The sequence below is a fragment of the Stenotrophomonas sp. LARHCG68 genome, assembly GCF_052871705.1.
Genome location: NZ_JBIXJV010000001.1, coordinates 1,134,310 through 1,151,974, shown reverse-complemented (window position 1 = coordinate 1,151,974; position 17,665 = coordinate 1,134,310). Strand labels below are relative to the sequence as shown.

Here is a 17,665-nt window from a genome sequence, read left to right as displayed (position 1 = left end):
GCGGATTCCGTACGGCGGCGAATGCGGGTACATTCGGCACCGTACCGGCGCCGCCGGAAGCCGAAACACACCCTGGGAGGGGATACATGCGCACCACCTTCAAAACCCTGTTGCTGGCCCTGCCGCTGCTGGCCGCCGGCTTCTCCGCCAGCGCCTCGGACAGTGCCGCCGGCCGCTGGCGGACCATCGACGACGAAACCGGCCGGGTGAAGTCCATCGTCGAGATCACCCAGACCGCCAACGGCACCCTGAGCGGCCGCGTGCTGCAGGTGCTGCAGTCCGCCCAGGGCCCGAACCCGGTCTGCAGCAAGTGCGAAGGCACCAACAAGGACAAGCCGATCCAGGGCATGACCATCCTCTGGAACCTGCGTCCGGACGGCACCAACAAGTGGGCCAACGGCACCATCCTGGACCCGGCCAAGGGCAAGACCTACAGCTCCAAGGTCGCCCTGATCGAGAACGGCAGCAAGCTGGAAGTGTCCGGCTGCATTGCCTTCATCTGCCGCTCGCAGACCTGGCTGCGCGACCAGTAATCCGCTTTGAAGCCCCTCTCCCATCGGGAGAGGGGCTTGGGGAGCGGGTGCGTCCGCCCATCCCTCACCTCATACGCCCCTTCGGGGCACCTTCTCCCGGCGGGAGAAGGAAGCACGCCAGCCCCGGGCCTTCCCGGGGCTGGCTGTTTTCCGACATGCGATAATCCCGCGTTCCCCTGCACCAAATGATGGCCATGACCCGTACCGCGCTCGTCACCAATGCCCTGCCCTATGCCAACGGCCCGCTCCACCTGGGCCACCTGGTCGGCTACATCCAGGCCGATATCTGGGTGCGCGCCCGCCGCTTGATGGGCGAGAAGGTCTGGTACGTCTGCGCCGACGACACCCATGGCACGCCGATCATGCTGGCCGCCGAGAAGGCCGGGGTGAGCCCGGAAACCTTCATCGCCAACATCCAGGCCGGGCATGAGCGCGACTTCGCAGCCTTCGGCGTGGATTTCGATCACTACGACTCGACCAACTCGGCCGCCAACCGCGAGCTGACCGAGGCGCTGTACACCCGGCTCGACGCCGCCGGCCACATCAGCCGTCGCTCGGTGGCCCAGTTCTATGACCCGGCCAAGGGCATGTTCCTGCCGGACCGCTACATCAAGGGCACCTGCCCGAAGTGCAAGTCCCCGGACCAGTACGGCGACAACTGCGAGGTCTGCGGCGCCACCTACGGCCCGACCGACCTGATCGACCCCAAGTCGGTGGTGTCCGGCGCTACCCCGGAAATCCGCGATTCGGAGCATTACTTCTTCGAAGTGGGCCGCTTCCAGGACTTCCTGCGCCAGTGGCTGGCCGGTGACGTCGCCCTGCCGGGCGTGAAGGCCAAGCTGGCCGAGTGGCTGGACGCCGAGGGCGGCCTGCGTGCCTGGGATATCTCCCGCGACGCGCCCTACTTCGGGTTCGAGATCCCCGGCGCGCCGGGCAAGTACTTCTACGTGTGGCTGGACGCACCGATCGGCTACCTGTCCAGCTTCAGGAACCTGTGCGCCAAGACCGGCGACGACTTCGATGCCGTGCTGGCCGCCGACAGCAGCACCGAACTGCACCACTTCATCGGCAAGGACATCGTCAACTTCCACGGCCTGTTCTGGCCGTCGGTGCTGCACGGCACCGGCCTGCGCGCGCCGACCCGCCTGCACGTCAATGGCTACCTGACCGTGGACGGCGCCAAGATGAGCAAGTCGCGCGGCACCTTCGTGATGGCCCGCACCTACCTGGACGCGGGACTGGCGCCGGAAGCGCTGCGCTACTACTTCGCCGCCAAGTCCTCCGGCGGCGTGGACGACCTGGACCTGAACCTGGCCGACTTCACCGCCCGCGTGAATGCCGACCTGGTCGGCAAGTTCGTCAACCTGGCCAGCCGCTGCGCCGGTTTCATCTCCAAGCGCTTCGACGGCCGGCTGGCCGACGCGCTGCCCGACCCGGCCCAGTACGACCGTTTCGTGGCCGCGCTGGCCGCGGTACGCGAAGCGTACGAGCGCAACGACCCGGCTGCGGCGATCCGCCTGACCATGGCGCTGGCCGATGAAGCCAACAAGTACATCGACGACACCAAGCCATGGGTGATCGCCAAGCAGGAAGGTGCCGACGCCGACCTGCAGGCGGTCTGCACCCAGGGCCTGAACCTGTTCCGCGTGCTGGTTGCCGCGCTCAAGCCGGTGCTGCCGGCCACCGCGCTGCAGGCCGAGGGCTTCCTCAATGCACCGATGACCGGCTGGGGCGATATCGCCGCCCCGCTCACCGCCCACACCATCGCGCCCTACGTGGCGCTGTTCACCCGTATCGACCCCAAGATGATCGACGCAATGACCGACGCCTCCAAGGACACCCTGACCTCCCAGCCCGCCGCCGAGGCCAAGCCGGCCAAGGCCGAGAAGCCCGCCAAGGTGGAAGCCAAGGCCGAGCCCAAGGCTGATGGCGAGGCGGCCGCCTACATCGGCATCGACGATTTCGCCAAGCTCGACCTGCGCATCGGCAAGGTCATCGAATGCGGCTTCGTCGAAGGTTCGGACAAGCTGCTGCGCTTCCTGCTGGACGCCGGTGACCTGGGCCAGCGCCAGATCTTCTCCGGCATCCGCGGCAGCTACGCCGAGCCGGAAACGCTGGTCGGCCGCAACGTGGTGTTCATCGCCAACCTGGCCCCGCGCAAGATGCGCTTCGGCCTGAGCGAAGGCATGATCCTGTCGGCCGGCTTCGACGGCGGCGCCCTGGCGCTGCTCGATGCCGACGCGGGTGCATTGCCGGGCATGCCGGTGCGTTGATGCAGTGGGCGCGCCTTGGCGCGCCCTTCTCCCGGAGCGGACCATGCAACTGGCCCTGTTCGATTTCGACCACACCATCACCACCCAGGACACCTACAGCCGGTTCCTGCGGCGGGTGGCCACGCCGGAACAACGTGCGCAGGCGTGGTGGCGGATCGGCCCCTGGGTGCTGGCCTACCGGTTGAAGCTGATCTCGGCCGAGCGCATCCGCCGCCGCGTCACCGCGCAGGTGTTCACCGGCCGCCATGCCGGCGAGGTCAGCCAGCTTGCGCGCGACTACGCACGCGAGCACCTGGCGGGCATGATGCGTCCGGAGATGCTGGAACAGATCCAGTGGCACAAGGCGCAGGGGCATACCGTCGTGGTCGTGTCCGGCTCGCTCGACCTGTACCTGCGCCACTGGTGCGAGCAGATGGGCCTGCAGATGATCTGCAACACGCTCGAAGTGCAGGACAACCGCCTCACCGGCCGCTATGCCGGCGGCGACTGTGGTCCGCGCAAGGTGGCCCTGATCCGCAAGCGTTTCGACCTGGACACCTACCAGCGCATCCACGCCTACGGCGACAGCCGTGAAGACAAGCCGATGCTGGCGCTGGCGCACGAGCGCTGGTATCGCGGCAAACCGGTTTCCTGATCGCTGCCCCTCCTTTCCGCGCAGCCCGACGCCACGCATGCCAGACATCTCCGACATTTCCCTGGTCGAGCGCCTCGACCGCCTGCTGCCGCAGACCCAGTGCGGCCAGTGCGGCTTTGACGGCTGCCACCCCTACGCCGAGGCGATGGCCCGCGGCGAAGCCGGCGTGGATCACTGCCCCCCCGGCGGCGACGCCGGCGCACGCGCCCTGGCGCATGTACTGGGCGTGGCCGCCGTGCCATTCGACCGCAGCCGTGGCGAACACAAGCCCGCGCAGGTCGCCGTCATCGTCGAGGCCGACTGCATCGGCTGCACCAAGTGCATCCAGGCCTGCCCGGTGGATGCCATCGTCGGCGGCGCCAAGTACATGCATACCGTGCTGGCTGACCTGTGCACCGGCTGCGAGTTGTGCATTCCACCGTGCCCGGTGGATTGCATCGCGCTCCGCCCGCTCCCGTAGGAGCGGGCCTCGGTCGCGAAGCCATTGAACGCCCGGATTGCGGGCATCGCCTTCGGCTTCATTGGCGGGCAAAGCCCGCTGCTAGGGTGACGGCGGCACCGTGTATTGCCGGCCAAACCGCCGGCAATCGGCGATCAATGCCTCCACGTCGCTACGCATGACAGCGCGCGTACCCAATGGAAAGCTACCGTCCTCGACGACGTCGCTGCGCAGGTCGGTCACCGGCGAGAACGAGGCCGATTCGGCATCCTCCTCCGCCACGCCGGCCGGGTCCCCGCCCTGCCACCGGATCAGCGATTGCGCGTTGTCCCACAGCAGCACCGTTTCCAGTGTCCCGATCTTCAAGCGGTAGCCCACCGCGCAGAACCGGTTGGGAACGCTGCGATCACCGTGGCGGCGCACGGTGTTGCGCAGCTCCGCCTCGATCTGCATGAACTGCGGGTACGCCAGCGGATCGATCCGCTCCTGCGGCGGATGCGCGTAGATCATCGACGGTATCGATGCGCGTGCGGTGGACGCCGCCCGCGCGGGCATCCCCGTTCCCAGCAACAGGCTGGCAGTCACGACAGACAACAGGCAACGCTTCATTCCCTTTCCCGTTACCAAGGCGGCGACCATGTCGCCGTTGCCCCGGATGCTTCACGCAGCCGGGGCGGCCAGCCTGCGCCTTACGGCACCACGGCAGTGATGACGATCTCGATCTTCCATTCCGGATTGGCCAGCTTGGCCTGCACGGTCGCACGCGCCGGGGTGGCACCGGCCGGCACCCACTTGTCCCAGGCCTGGTTCATGCCGGCGAAGTCGGCCATGTCGGCCAGGAAAATCTCCGCACGCAGGATGTGGGTCTTGTCGGTGGGCGCCAGCCGCAGCAGGTCGTCGATGGCCTGCAGCACCTGCTCGGTCTGGCCGACGATGTCGGCGCTGGTGTCTTCCGGCACCTGGCCGGCGAGATAGGCCACGCCGTGGTGGACGGTCATTTCCGACATGCGCGGGCCGGTATCGAAGCGTTCGATCATGGGGAGGTATCCCTGTTGTGGAGGTGTGCCCCATTGTGACCCGATCCGTCGGTTTCAGCTGTGCCTTTGTGCAGGCGCCGCCACAACGCCCAGCCCACCCAGAACAGCCAGCCCACCACCAGCGCAATCACCAGCTTCTGGCCCAGCCCCCGCGGGCTGCCACGCCAGAGCACGTGCAGCCACAGCGCGATGAAAGCCAGCCATGCCCAGCCCCAGGCCAGGGCGTACTGCGCACGCCAGCGCGGATCACGGCCAAAACACCACGCCTGGACCAGCATCGCCACGCTCGCGCACAGGAATGCGGTCTGCGCAGCCAGGCCGTGCACCAGCGGTGCCAGCAACGGCGCGTGGCCGGGCAGCCAACTGTCACCGATCGCCACCACCGCCAGCCCCAGACCGGCCATGCCGAACAGGCCCACCGGCAAGCCGCGGCGCCCTGGTCCCGGCCGCATCTGCGCATGCAGGCCAATCGCCAGCAGCGTGATCGCCACCGCCAGCAGGCAGTACGCGGCCCGCAGGAGCACCCCGTAAGGCCCATGCAGGTACAGGCTCAGGGTCGCCCGCACCCAGTCCAGGTCGGTGCGCTCGAACTGCAGCCACATCGCGCAGCCACTGAACCCCAGCAGGGCCGCCAATACCAGCAGCACCGCGCCGCGTTGTCGGCGGACCGATGTCAGCGCCGTGTCCTGCATGCTGCTCTCCCTCCCGCCATGGCAAGCGCCGAGTCTAAGGCGCCGGCCGCCGACACGCGCGGCTGAAGGCCACTGCAATCCCCGCCACCGCCCTGCTGCCGTCCTCCCGCGGTGGCGCTACTCTTTGCAGCCTCCTCCCCTGCCCCGCCTTCCATGCGCTCACCCGCCGCGATACCGGACCCCAAGGCCGCCCGCTGGCGCAGGCTGGCCGCCATCGCGGCGACCGTGCTCATCATGGTCATGGCGTTGCGCGCCCTGGCCGGTGAGTTCGACGACCACGGCTACCACCAGATCCGCATCGCCCTGCACGCCGTGTCCTGGCCACAGCTGGTGTTGGCGACCGTGCTCGGCATGGCCAGCTATGCCTGCCTGATCGGCTTCGATGCGATCGGCCTGCGTCGTGCACGACGCAACCTGCCCGCCAGTCGCGTGGGCATCACTGCGTTCCTTGCCCACGCAGCAGGCCAGACCCTGGGGTTTGCCGCCCTGACCGGCGGCGCCATCCGCATGCGCAGCTACGGCCGCGCCGGCCTGAGCCTGGCCGAGATCGGCCAGGTGGTATTGATGAGCACGCTGGGCTTCGTGTTCGGCGCCTGGCTGCTGCTGGCGCTGGCGTTGTGGCTGGAGCCGGCCGCCGCCGCGCGTGCCCTGCCGCTTTCGAGCGATGCGGTCCGCCTCATCGGCGTCGCACTGCTGGCTGCCTTCGCCGTGATGCTGGTCGCCGTCGGACGCGAAGGGCGCAGCATTGGCTGGCGCACCCACCGGGTGTGGCTGCCGGACCGCCGCACCACGCTGGAAGTCACCGCGCTGAGCGTGGTCGAGCTGTGCCTGGCCTCGGCGGCGTTCTACGTGCTGTTGCCCGGCCAGGCCGACGTTGGATTCATCGGCTTTGTCGGCCTGTACCTGGTCGCGGTGGTCGCCGGCCTGGTATCCACCGTACCGGCCGGGCTGGGCGTGTTCGAATGGAGCCTGCTCAAGCTGCTGCCGCAGGTGGCGCCGGCGGCGGTGCTGGCCGCGGCGGTGGCCTATCGGGTGACCTACTACCTGCTGCCCCTGCTCGCCTCCGCGGTGCTGGCGGCGCTGACCAGCGTGCGCCAGCCGTTGCGCAGCGGCGCCGGCGTGGTCTGGGGCACGCTGCGCCCCTGGTTGCCGCAGATCATCGCCCTGGCGGTCTTCGCCGCCGGCACCCTGCTGCTGATCGACGGCACGCTGCCGTCACCGCGCCATCGCCTTCTCACCGCGCCGCTGCCGATCATCGAGACCTCGCACCTGCTGGGCAGCCTCGGCGGCGTGGTGTTGCTGTTGATCGGCCAGGGGTTGCAACGCCGCAGCCGCGTGGCGTGGTGGATCGCGCTGGCGCTGTGCGTGCTGCTGCCGTTGCCGGTGTGGCTGCGCGGTGGCCACGCACTGGTCGCGCTGGCCCTGCCGGTGATCGCCATTGCCTTGTGGGCGGCACGGCGCGAGTTCTACCGCGAGGGCGCCCTGCTCGACGAGGCATGGTCCTGGCCCTGGCTGCGCAACGTGGCGCTGGTGCTGCTGGGAACGCTCTGGCTGTTGTTCTTCGTGTACAGCCACGTCGAGTACCAGAGCGAGCTGTGGTGGCAGTTCGCCATCTCCGGCAATGCCCCGCGTGCGCTGCGCGCGTTGCTGCTGGTCAGCCTGGTGGTGGTGGTGTTCGGGGTGGCGCGCCTGCTGCACAGCACCCGCACGCCGTTGCCGGCACCGGACGCGGCCACCCTGGCACTGCTGCGCCCGGTGCTCGCGCAGGCGCAGGACACCCAGGCCAGCCTGGCGATGACCGGCGACAAGGCGATCCTGCGCAGCGAGGCCGGCGATGGCTTCGTGATGATGCAGCGCTACGGCGGCTCGCTGATCTCCATGGGTGACCCGGTGGGACCGCCCGACGTGGCCCGCACCCTGATCTGGAAGTTCCGCGAGGAAGCCGACCGGCTCGGCCTGCGCCCGGTCTTCTACCAGACCAGCGGGAACTACTGGCAGACCTACCTCGACCTCGGGCTGACCCTGGTCAAGCTCGGCGAGGAAGCGCTGGTGCCGCTGCAGGGCTTCAGCCTGGAAGGCAGCGCGCGTGCCGACCTGCGCCAGGCCTGGAACCGCGGCAAGCGCGGCGGGCTGTCGTTCCGCATCGTCGATGCGGACCAGGTTGCCGCGCTGCTGCCGGCACTGAAGGCCATCTCCGACGCCTGGCTCGATGAGAAGGCCGGCGAGGAAAAGGGGTTTTCACTGGGCAGCTTCGACCCGGCTTACCTGTGCAGTTTCCCGATGGCGCTGGTGGAAGCCGACGACGGCGTGGTCGCCTTCGCCAACCTCTGGCAGGCGCCGGCCGGGCACGAGTTGTCGGTGGACCTGATGCGCCACCGCCCCGACACACCGAAGGGCACGATGGATTTCCTGTTCATCGAACTGTTCCTGTGGGGCGCGGCCAACGGCTTCACCCGCTTCTCGCTGGGCATGGCGCCGTTGACCGGGCTGGCCGAACACCGCCTGGCCGGCCGCTGGAACCGCTTCGCCAACCTGATCGCCCGCCACGGCGAGCGCTTCTATGGCTTCAGCGGCCTGCGCCGCTTCAAGTCCAAGTTCTCGCCGGAATGGCGCCCGCGCTACCTGGCCGCGCCCGGCGGCGTGCACCTGCCGGCGGCGCTGCTGGACGTCACCCGGCTGATCTCGCTGGACCCGCAGCGCTGACCCATACCCGCCAGCTCTGGCGGGTAACGGTCCGGCTCAGACGTTGAGCAGCAGGAACTCGCGCTCCCAGGAGCTGATCACGCGGAAGAAGGTCTCGTATTCCTTGCGCTTGACCGAGATGTAGGCACGGCAGAAGCGCCGGCCCAGCAGTTCCTGCAGCGCTTCGCACGCCTCCAGGCCATCGAGTGCTTCGCCCAGCGAGCGCGGCAGTTCGTAGCCCAGCTCCTTGGCGTTGCCGGTGATCGGCGGGGTCGGGCTGAGCCCTTCGCGGATGCCGAGCAGGCCGCACGCCAGCGTCGCCGCCACCGCCAGGTAGGGATTGGCATCGGAGCCGGCGAAGCGGCTTTCCACGCGGCTGTTCTCCAGGCTGTCCATCGGCACGCGCAGGCCGCAGGTGCGGTTGTCGAAGCCCCACTCCACGTTGCTCGGCGACACCTCGCCGAACACCAGCCGGCGGTAGGAGTTCACGTTCGGTGCGAAGAAGCCCATCGCCATCGGCACGTACTTCTGCAGGCCGCCCAGGTAGTTGCCGAACAACGGGCTGTACTCGCCCTCGTTGTCGCCGGCGAACACGTTGACCCCGTCCGACGGCCGCACCAGGCTCTGGTGGATGTGCATGGCACTGCCCGGCTCGGTCTCCATCGGCTTGGCCAGGAAGGTGGCGTACACGCCGTGGCGCATCGCCGCCTCGCGCATGGTGCGCTTGAACAGGAACACCTGGTCGGCCAGCGCCATCGCATCGGAATGGGTGAAGTTCACTTCCAGCTGGGCCGCGCCGGATTCGTGGATCAGGGTGTCCACGTCCAGCTTCATCGCGTCGCAGTAGTCGTACATCAGGTCGAGGATGGGGTCGAACTCGTTGACCGCGTCGATCGAATACGACTGCCGCGCCGTCTCCGGGCGGCCGGAGCGGCCGGCCGGCGGCAGCAGCGGGAAGTCCGGGTCGGTGTTCTTCTGCACCAGGAAGAATTCCACTTCCGGCGCCACCACCGGCTTCAGGCCGAGCGCATCGTAGGCGGCCAGCACCCGCCGCAGCACGTTGCGCGGCGCCAGCTCGTGCGGCTGGCCGTTCTTGGTGTAGCAGTCGTGGATGATCTGCGCGGTCGGGTCGGTGGCCCACGGCACCATGCGCACGGTGTCCGGGTCCGGGCGCAGGATCATATCCGCGTCGGCCGGCGAGGTCAGCTCGTAGTAGTCGTCCGGGAAGTCGCCGGTGACGGTGGTGGCGAACACGCCCTCGGGCAGGCGCGTGCCGTAGTCGTGGCGAAACTTGTCGGCGGGGATGATCTTGCCGCGGGCGTTGCCGGTGATGTCAGGCACCAGGCATTCGACCTCGGTGATCTGCCGCTCCTTGAGCCAACGCAGCAGGGAGCTTTCTTCCTGCACGCTGGCGGCGGTCTTGCGGGTACGGGGACGCGATGTCATGGCGGATCAACTTTGCTTCTGTTTCTGGTAACGGCGACAGGCCTCGCCGAAGGCTTTGAAGATGCCCAGGTGGAACGGGTTTTCCAGCACCCGCCACTCCGGATGGAACTGCACGCCGAGCAGGAAACCCGGCCCGGGCCCGCGGAAGGCCTCGACCAGGCCATCCGGCGCGCGTGCCTCGACCTGCAGGCCAGTGCCCAGCCGGGACACGCCCTGGCCGTGCACCGAGTTGACCTGCACCGGGCCTGCGCCAGCGATGCCGGCCAGCAGCCCACCGGGGCTCAGTGCCACAGCGCATGTGCCGGCCCATACTGCACGTCCAGCGGTGAATCCGGGTCTTCACGATGATCAGCCAGGCCGGGCACTTCATGCACCCGGGGATGCAGGCTGCCCCCGAAGGCCACGTTGACCTCCTGGAAGCCCCGGCAGATCGCCAGCACCGGCAAGCCCATCGCCAGCGCCTGCGGGAGCAGCCCGAACACGTTGGCATCACGGGCCGGATCATGCGGGTTGCCTTCCCAGCTCGGGCCACCGTCGTAATGATGCGGCTCGATGTTGCTGGTGGCACCGGTCAACAGCAGACCATCCAATTGTTGCAGCCATGCCTGCGCGGGAAGCGGCGGCTGCAGCAGTGGCAGTACCAGCGGCATGGCCTGTGCCCCATCGACCACGGCACGCACGTATTTCTCACCGACGACGAGGAAAGGATGGGAGCCGATCGGTTTGCGGTCGGTAGGCAAGCCGACCAGCGGCAGGCTGGCCATGCGTCAGGCTCTGGTGACGTGCAGGCACGCTACCCCTGCCCCGCCGATTAGGCAACCACGCATGCCGTTCAAGCAGCGCGCGGCACAATGCAGGGCATCGTCCGCCGCCTGCGCCAAACCGACACACCGTGGCCGTTACACTGCCCGCCCCGACACAACCGCCATCCATCCCGATGTCCGTGGACGCCCCGTCCGACTACCCGCCCAGCTGGTACGCCGCCAGCCAGCCCTTGCCGCCGCCCCGCGCCGCGCTGCAGGGCACGGCGCGTACCGACGTGGCCGTGCTCGGCGCCGGCTACACCGGCCTGACCGCGGCGTTGGCGCTGGCCGAGCAGGGCTACCGGGTCACCGTGCTGGAAGCCGAACGGGTCGGCTGGGGTGCCTCCGGCCGCAATGGCGGCCAAGCCATCGTCGGCTACGGCTGCGAGCAGGACATGCTGGAACGGCTGGTCGGCGACGCCGATGCGCGGCTGCTGTTCGACTTCTCGCGCGACGGCATGCAAATGCTCAAGCAGCGCATCGCCCGCCATGGCATCGACTGCGACTGGCGCGATGGCCACGCCAGCGTGCCGATCCATCCGCGCCAGGAGCGCGCCCTGCGCGCCGACATCGAACGCATGGCGCAGCGCTATGACTATCCGCTGGAATGGTGGGACCGGGCCCGGTTGCGCCAGGAGCTGGCCAGCGAACGCTACCTCGGCGCGATGTACGACGCCGCCAGCGGCCACCTGCACCCGCTCGCCTACGTGCTGGGCCTGGCACGCGCCGCCGAGGCCGCTGGCGTCACCGTGCACGAGCATTCGCCGGTGCTGCGCCTCGAACGCGGCCCGCGCCCCGTATTGGTCACCGCGCAGGGACGGGTCGAGGCCGAATTCGTGGTGCTGGCCGGCAATGCCTGGCTGCAGGGCATCGCGCCGGAGCTGGAGACCCGGATGATGCCGGTCGGCACCTATATCGGCGCCACCGAGCCGTTGGGCGAAGCACGTGCCCGGTCGCTGATCCGCAACGACATGGCGGTGGCCGACGTGAACTGGGCACTGGACTATTTCCGGCTCAGCCGCGACCACCGCCTGCTGTTCGGCGGCCAGGCCAACTACTCGGCACTGCCGCCGCCCGGGCTGCGCGCCAGCATGACCCGACGCATGCGCCGGGTGTTCCCGCAGCTGGCCGACGTGTCGCTGGAATACGTCTGGGGCGGCTACATCGACATCACCCGCAACCGCGCCCCGCACTGGGGCCGGCTCACCCCGAATGTCTATTTCGCGCAGGGCTTCTCCGGCCACGGCGTGGCCAGCACCGGCCTGGCCGGTGAAGTGATCGCCGCCGCCATCGCCGGCCAGGCCGGACGGCTGGATGTGTTCGAGCGGATCCCGCACGGCATCTTCCCCGGCGGCAAGGCACTGCGCATGCCGCTGCTGGTCGCTGCCATGTCGTGGTACAAACTGCGCGATCTGCTCGGCTGAGCGCGCGGGAAGCGTGGCGCTGGCGTGCCCTGCCGGTTCAACCCGAGGATGGCTCTCGTCCCGGCGCCCTCCCCGCTCCACGCCTAAAGTCCGGCCGATTGCTGCCGCTATCCCGTCCTGAGACCCCCAGAACCTTTCGCATGGCCGCCTCATCCCAGGCCGGCTTCACCAGCCCGCCGATCACGCCCCTGCCGCAGCGCATCCTGCTCGTGGAGAACTCGCGCACCTTCACCACGATGCTGCGTGCGGCCATCGAGCAGCGCCTGGAGCTGCCGGTCAGCGTCGCCTCGACCCTGGCCGAGGCCGGCGAGCTGCTGGAACGCGAGCAGGGCTGGTTCCTGGTGCTCACCGGGCTGGTGCTGGCCGACGGTGACCGTGACCACGTGGTCGACTATTTCGTCAGCCGCGGGTTGCCGACCATCGTGGTCAGCGGCGTCTACGACGAAGACCTGCGCAAGCGCGTGCTGCTGCAGGAAATCATCGACTACGTGCTGAAGAACACCCCCGGCAGCGTCGACTACCTGGTCTGGCTGGTGCAGCGCATGGAACGCAACCGCCGCATCTCGGCGCTGGTGGTCGACGACTCCCCCTCGGCCCGGTCGTATGCCGCGGCGCTGCTGGGCATGTATGGCTACCACGTCACCCAGGCCGGTGATGGTCCCTCGGCGCTGCATGCGCTGGAAGCGGACCCGGCCATCCGGCTGGTGATCGTGGACCAGGAGATGCCGGGCATGGACGGCGTGGAGCTGACCCGTCGCCTGCGCGCCCTGCGCGCGCGCGACAAGGTGGCGGTGATCGGCATCTCCGGCAATTCCGACCCGTCGCTGATCCCGCGCTTTCTGAAGAACGGCGCCAACGACTTCCTGCGCAAACCGTTCTCGCGCGAGGAGTTCTTCTGCCGCGTCTCGCAGAACGTGGACCAGTTGGAGTTGATCGGCACGCTGCAGGACCTGGCCACGCGCGACTTCCTCACCGGCCTGCCCAACCGGCGCAGTTTCCTGGAACACAGCCAGCGCCAGCTGGGCCGTGGCGAAGGCAGCGTGGCGGTGGCCATGGTCGACATCGACCACTTCAAGCACATCAACGACAGCCTCGGCCACGAAGCCGGCGACCAGGCCATCCGCGCGGTCGCCAGCGTGCTGCAGGGACATACCCGGCCACGCGACATCAGCGCCCGCTTCGGCGGCGAGGAATTCTGCCTGCTGGTCCACGGGCTGGGTGATGACGCCAGCGCGGCGCACTTCGAGCAGTTGCGCCAGGCCATCGAGGCGATCCGCCTGCAGATCGGCGAGAACGTCCTGCGCATGACCGTCAGCATCGGCGTCAGCCGCGACCCGGGCGGGCGCAGCAGCCTGCACCAGCTCATCACCGAGGCCGACCGCCAGCTCTACCTGGCCAAGGCCGACGGCCGCAACCGGGTGCGCAGCATGCAACTTGCGCCAGCGGCGACCACCGGTGCCGCGACGCCTGCGCGACTACATTCGTGAACGCTTCCCTGCCGGCGCAGGGCCATTGATCCAGATCAACGCGCCGGCGAAGGTGCGCCCCTAGAGTGCCCCCAAGGAAATCACAGGGAGGAACTCGCGATGGCACTACTGGTTTGGCAGGACGACCTCAACACGGGGGTCGAGGTCATCGACCATCAGCACATGCGCATCGTGGAGATGCTCAACCACCTGCATATCGCCCAGAAGAGCCTGGAACGCGTCGCGGTGGCCGAGGTGATCGACGAACTGGTGGACTACACCATGTCGCACTTCGCCTTCGAGGAAGAACTGATGGAGGAAGCCGGCTATCCGTTCTGCGCCGCCCACAAGCGTGTGCACGAGGTGTTCGGCAAGCGCGTCTCCGAATATCGCATGCGCTTCCAGGCCGGCGAGGACGTCACCGACGAGCTGCGCAACATGCTCTCGCGCTGGCTGTTCAACCACATCCGCGGCGATGACAAGGCCTATGCCGAGCAGGTCAAGCGCCACCTCAACCAGTTTGCCCGCGATCACCAGGAAGGCAGCTGGCTGGGCCGCACGCTCAAGCGCCTGTTCAACTGACCGGCCCCGTGCAGGAACGACGCGGCGGCGGCCGATCCCCTCCCTACGTGGTGCTGCCGCGCCGTTCCTGCCCTTTCCGTCCTGCTGCCCCACAGGCTGATGACTTCCCAGTGCGCCGCCGCCAGCGGCTCAGGCCGCTTCGGCACGTGCCCGCTGCTGGCGCCGGCCAATGGCCCACAACGCCAGCCCGGTAACCAGCGCGGTGACGCACAGGTAGCCGCCCACCGCGGCGATGCCGAACCGGCCTGCCAGCCAGGTCGCCGCGTAAGGGGCCGGCGCCGCACCCAGGATGCCGGCCAGGTTGAACGACAACGACGCGCCGGTGTAACGCACCTGCACCGGATACAGGCTGGCCAGCATGGTGCCGCACGGGCCGTAGGTCAGGCCCATCAGGAACAGTCCCAGCGACAGGAACAACAGCACCAGCAGCGGGTGCCCGGCCTGGAACAACGGCTGGAACAGCAACCCGAACACGAAGATCGCCACCGTCGCCAGCAGCATCGCCTTCACCGTGCCCTGGCGGTCGCCGTAGCGCGCGGCCAGCGGGATGCCGGCGGCGAAGAACAGGATGCCGACCATCTGCAGCAGCAGGAAATCCTCGCGCGCGTAGCCCAGCGTCTTGGTGCCATGGCCCAGCGTGAACACCGTCATCAGGTAGAACAGCACGAAGGTGGCGAACGCGGCCAGCGTCCCCACCACCACCGCAAAGCCATGCCCGACCAGCACGTCGCGCATCGGCAGGCGCACGCGCTGCCCCTGGTCCAGCGCCTTCTGGAAGTCCGGGGTCTCGCGGATGTTCAAGCGCACCCACAGGCCGACGATCACCAGCAACGCGCTGGCGATGAACGGCACCCGCCACCCCCAGCCGAGGAAGGCCGCATCGTCGAGCACGCGCCCCAGCACCAGGAACACGCCGGCCGACAGCAGGAAGCCCAGCGGTGCCCCGAGTTGCGGGAACATGCCGTACCAGGCGCGCTTGCCCGGCGGTGCGTTCTCGGTGGCCAGCAGCACCGCCCCGCCCCATTCACCGCCCAAGCCCAGGCCCTGGCCGAACCGGCACAACGCCAGCAGCAGCGGCGCGGCCAGGCCGATGTCGTGGTAGGTCGGCAGCAGTCCGATCGCGACGGTGGAAAGGCCCATGGTCAACAACGCCGCCACCAGCGTGGCCTTGCGGCCGATGCGATCGCCGTAATGGCCGAACACCGCCGAGCCGACCGGGCGGGCGATGAAGGCCACCGCGAAGGTCGCCAGCGACTGCAACAACGCCGCATCCGGGCTGCTGTCGGGAAAGAACAACCTGGGGAACACCAGCACCGCGGCGGTGGCGTAGATGTAGAAGTCGAAGAACTCGATGGTCGTACCGACCAGGCTGGCCGCCAGCACGCGGCGCGGGGAATTCAGGGGCACGGAGGCTGCAGCGGTCGACATGAGCCGGGACAAGGGAAACAGGTGCCGCAGTCTGCCACGCGTCGCCGCCCGGCCCCAGAAATGGTTGCAGCCGTGACCTTCCCACCCGTTACGCCCTCCCCGCCCCCGCATGACGCCCGCTCACGCCGGGTTTCAACCCCGTGTAACCGCCCCGACGGGATTCCCGTGCAGACTGGATCGGCGGTTGCACCTGTCCCTCCCCTCACACCGGAGAACACCATGAGCACTCCCTCCCCCCGCATCGAACACGCCCCGGACGCCAGCGCCCGCTACTGGCACAACGCCCCGCTCAACACCCTGCCGCCGCCGGACATGGTCGGCAACTACCAGCGCTTCAAGCCCCTGCCCACCGAGGGCATCGCCGAGCGCAAGGCCTGGATCGTCGGCGGCGGCATCGCCGGCCTGGCCGCAGCGTTCTACCTGATCCGCGATGGCCACATGCCGGCACGCAACATCACCATCATCGAAGGCCTCGAGATCGAGGGCGGCTCGCTGGATGGCTCGGGCAACCCGCAGGACGGCTACCTGGTGCGCGGTGGCCGCGAGATGAACTGGAACTACGACAACCTGTGGGACATGTTCCAGGACGTGCCCGCGCTGGAACTGCCCGAAGGCTTCAGCGTGCTCGACGAGTACCGCCTGGCCAACGATGCCGACCCCAACTGGTCCAGGTCGCGGTTGATGCACAAGCAGGGCCAGGTGCTGCCGGACTTCACCCGCTTCGGGCTGAGCCGCAAGCAGCAATGGGAAGTGGTGAGCCTGCTGCTCAAGCGCAAGGACGAACTGGACGACCTGACCATCCAGGACCATTTCAGCGAAGGCTTCCTGGCCAGCAATTTCTGGTTCCTGTTCCGCTCGATGTTCGCCTTCGAGAACTGGCACAGCCTGCTGGAGATGAAGCTGTACATGCACCGCTTCCTCGATGCCATCGACGGCTTCGGCGACATGTCGGCGCTGGTATTCCCCAAGTTCAACCAGTACGACACCTTCGTCACCCCGCTGGTCCGGCTGCTGCGCGAACAGGGCGTGCAGGTGCGGCTGGGCACCCAGGTGCTGGACATGGACTTCGACGTGCAGGGCGAGCAACGCACCGTCACCGCGCTGCGCACCTGCACCGCCGAGGGCGAGGGCCACATCGCGGTGGCCGCGCGTGACCTGGTGATCGCGCTGACCGGCTCGATGACCGAGGACACCGCCTACGGCGACCTGGACACCGTGCCGGTGCTGAAGAAGCGCCACGGCGGCCCGGCCGAGGGCAGCAGCTGGGGGCTGTGGCAGAACCTGGCCCGGCAGTCGCCGGTGTTCGGCAAGCCGGACAAGTTCTGCGGCGACATCGACCGCTCGATGTGGGAGTCGGCCACGCTGACCTGCACTGCCTCGCCGCTGCTGGACAAGCTGACCGAACTGTCGGTCAACGATCCCACCTCCGGCCGCACCGCCACCGGCGGCATCATCACCTTCACCGATTCGAACTGGGTGCTCAGCGTCACCATCAACCGCCAGCCGCACTTCCCCGGCCAGCCCAGGGACACGGTGGTGATGTGGGTGTACGCGCTGCTGATGGACCAGCCCGGCAACTTCGTCAAGAAGACCATGCCCGAGTGCACCGGCCGCGAGATCGTGGCCGAGCTGTGCTACCACCTGGGCATCGCCGACCAGCTCGACGCGATCATCCCGCACACCAAGGTGCGGTTGGCACTGATGCCGTACATCACCGCGCAGTTCATGCCGCGCGCGGCCGGCGACCGCCCGCAGGTGGTGCCGCACGGCTGCACCAACCTGGCGCTGGTCGGCCAGTTCGTGGAAACCGCCAACGACGTGGTGTTCACCATGGAAAGCTCGGTGCGCACCGCCCGCATCGCGGTCTACACCCTGCTCGACCTGCCCAAGCAGGTGCCCGACCTGAGTCCCACCCAGTACGACATCCGCAACCTGTTCAAGGGCGCACGCGCGCTCAACAACGGCGAACCGTTCATCGGCGAACGCTTGCTGCACAAGCTGCTGGACAACACCTACTTCGCCCACATCCTGCCGCCGCTGCCGAAGCACGAGGGCGAAGCCACCCGGCGCGAGCGCCTGGAGGCGGAGTTGGCCAACCTGCGCGACAAGGGCGGCGTGGCCCTGCAGGGCTTCGCGCAATGGCTGGAGCGCTTTGCCGGCCAGTTGCGCAAGGGCGGCAAGGACTGAGCCTGGCCCGGGGTGCCCTGACGGCAGGGCACCCCGCCC

14 protein-coding genes and 1 pseudogene are annotated in these 17,665 nt (G+C 68.5%); 9 read left to right on the top strand and 6 right to left on the bottom strand.

Annotated elements, in window-relative coordinates; genetic code table 11:
• Positions 1-86 precede the first annotated feature (86 nt).
• The 4 genes from ACIPR8_RS04940 to rnfB all read left to right on the top strand — a co-directional run bounded on the left by ACIPR8_RS04940 (position 87) and on the right by rnfB (position 3,900).
• Positions 87-533 (top strand): DUF2147 domain-containing protein, encoded by a 447-nt coding sequence (locus ACIPR8_RS04940; protein WP_446540319.1) that lies wholly within the window; start codon positions 87-89, stop codon positions 531-533.
• Positions 534-727: 194 nt separating this feature from the next.
• The gene (gene metG / locus ACIPR8_RS04935) at positions 728-2,806 is read left to right on the top strand and encodes a methionine--tRNA ligase (protein ID WP_446540318.1); all 2,079 of its coding nucleotides are present in this window, start codon (positions 728-730) and stop codon (positions 2,804-2,806) included.
• A gap of 43 nt (positions 2,807-2,849) precedes the next feature.
• Positions 2,850-3,440 (top strand): HAD family hydrolase, encoded by a 591-nt coding sequence (locus tag ACIPR8_RS04930; protein ID WP_446540317.1) that lies wholly within the window; start codon positions 2,850-2,852, stop codon positions 3,438-3,440.
• A 37-nt stretch (positions 3,441-3,477) separates the two neighbouring features.
• The gene (gene rnfB / locus ACIPR8_RS04925) at positions 3,478-3,900 is read left to right on the top strand and encodes an Rnf electron transport complex subunit RnfB (RefSeq protein ID WP_446540316.1); all 423 of its coding nucleotides are present in this window, start codon (positions 3,478-3,480) and stop codon (positions 3,898-3,900) included.
• An 81-nt stretch (positions 3,901-3,981) separates the two neighbouring features.
• Here the strand turns inward: rnfB and ACIPR8_RS04920 are convergent, their stop codons facing one another.
• The 3 genes from ACIPR8_RS04920 to ACIPR8_RS04910 are packed head-to-tail and all read right to left on the bottom strand — an operon-like array spanning position 3,982 to position 5,608.
• Complete coding sequence (locus ACIPR8_RS04920; protein ID WP_446540315.1) at positions 3,982-4,518, bottom strand: hypothetical protein; 537 nt, start codon at positions 4,516-4,518, stop codon at positions 3,982-3,984.
• Between the two features lie 50 nt (positions 4,519-4,568).
• Positions 4,569-4,916 (bottom strand): RidA family protein, encoded by a 348-nt coding sequence (locus ACIPR8_RS04915; RefSeq protein WP_192288031.1) that lies wholly within the window; start codon positions 4,914-4,916, stop codon positions 4,569-4,571.
• Positions 4,913-5,608 carry a DUF998 domain-containing protein gene (locus ACIPR8_RS04910; RefSeq protein WP_446540314.1) on the bottom strand — a complete coding sequence of 232 codons (696 nt, stop codon included), beginning with the start codon at positions 5,606-5,608 and terminating at the stop codon, positions 4,913-4,915. The genes ACIPR8_RS04915 and ACIPR8_RS04910 overlap by 4 nt, the downstream gene beginning before the upstream one ends.
• Before the next feature lie 153 nt (positions 5,609-5,761).
• Between ACIPR8_RS04910 and mprF the strand changes: the two genes are divergently transcribed.
• Positions 5,762-8,311: a bifunctional lysylphosphatidylglycerol flippase/synthetase MprF gene (gene mprF, locus ACIPR8_RS04905; protein ID WP_446540313.1), complete on the top strand. Its 2,550-nt coding sequence runs from the start codon at positions 5,762-5,764 to the stop codon at positions 8,309-8,311.
• 36 nt (positions 8,312-8,347) lie between these two features.
• Here mprF and ACIPR8_RS04900 read toward each other — a convergent pair whose 3' ends face one another.
• Together ACIPR8_RS04900 and ACIPR8_RS04895 are read right to left on the bottom strand one after the other, a co-directional pair.
• The gene (locus ACIPR8_RS04900; RefSeq protein ID WP_192288028.1) at positions 8,348-9,736 is read right to left on the bottom strand and encodes a glutamine synthetase family protein; all 1,389 of its coding nucleotides are present in this window, start codon (positions 9,734-9,736) and stop codon (positions 8,348-8,350) included.
• A gap of 6 nt (positions 9,737-9,742) precedes the next feature.
• Positions 9,743-10,500, bottom strand: a pseudogene (locus tag ACIPR8_RS04895) (gamma-glutamyl-gamma-aminobutyrate hydrolase family protein).
• 173 nt (positions 10,501-10,673) lie between these two features.
• Between ACIPR8_RS04895 and ACIPR8_RS04890 the strand changes: the two are divergent.
• The 3 genes from ACIPR8_RS04890 to ACIPR8_RS04880 all read left to right on the top strand — a co-directional run bounded on the left by ACIPR8_RS04890 (position 10,674) and on the right by ACIPR8_RS04880 (position 14,011).
• Positions 10,674-11,963, top strand: coding sequence for an NAD(P)/FAD-dependent oxidoreductase (locus ACIPR8_RS04890; RefSeq protein WP_446540312.1), 1,290 nt, complete (start codon positions 10,674-10,676; stop codon positions 11,961-11,963).
• A gap of 140 nt (positions 11,964-12,103) precedes the next feature.
• The gene (locus tag ACIPR8_RS04885; protein ID WP_446540311.1) at positions 12,104-13,450 is read left to right on the top strand and encodes a diguanylate cyclase; all 1,347 of its coding nucleotides are present in this window, start codon (positions 12,104-12,106) and stop codon (positions 13,448-13,450) included.
• Positions 13,451-13,549: 99 nt separating this feature from the next.
• Positions 13,550-14,011 (top strand): bacteriohemerythrin, encoded by a 462-nt coding sequence (locus ACIPR8_RS04880; RefSeq protein ID WP_132862667.1) that lies wholly within the window; start codon positions 13,550-13,552, stop codon positions 14,009-14,011.
• A gap of 129 nt (positions 14,012-14,140) precedes the next feature.
• Here ACIPR8_RS04880 and ACIPR8_RS04875 read toward each other — a convergent pair whose 3' ends face one another.
• Positions 14,141-15,439, bottom strand: a complete 1,299-nt coding sequence (locus tag ACIPR8_RS04875) for an MFS transporter (RefSeq protein WP_446540310.1) — start codon at positions 15,437-15,439, stop codon at positions 14,141-14,143.
• A 219-nt stretch (positions 15,440-15,658) separates the two neighbouring features.
• Here ACIPR8_RS04875 and ACIPR8_RS04870 point away from each other — a divergent pair, with 219 nt between their 5' ends.
• Positions 15,659-17,626, top strand: coding sequence for an oleate hydratase (locus tag ACIPR8_RS04870; RefSeq protein ID WP_446540309.1), 1,968 nt, complete (start codon positions 15,659-15,661; stop codon positions 17,624-17,626).
• The last annotated feature ends 39 nt before the right edge of the window (positions 17,627-17,665 follow it).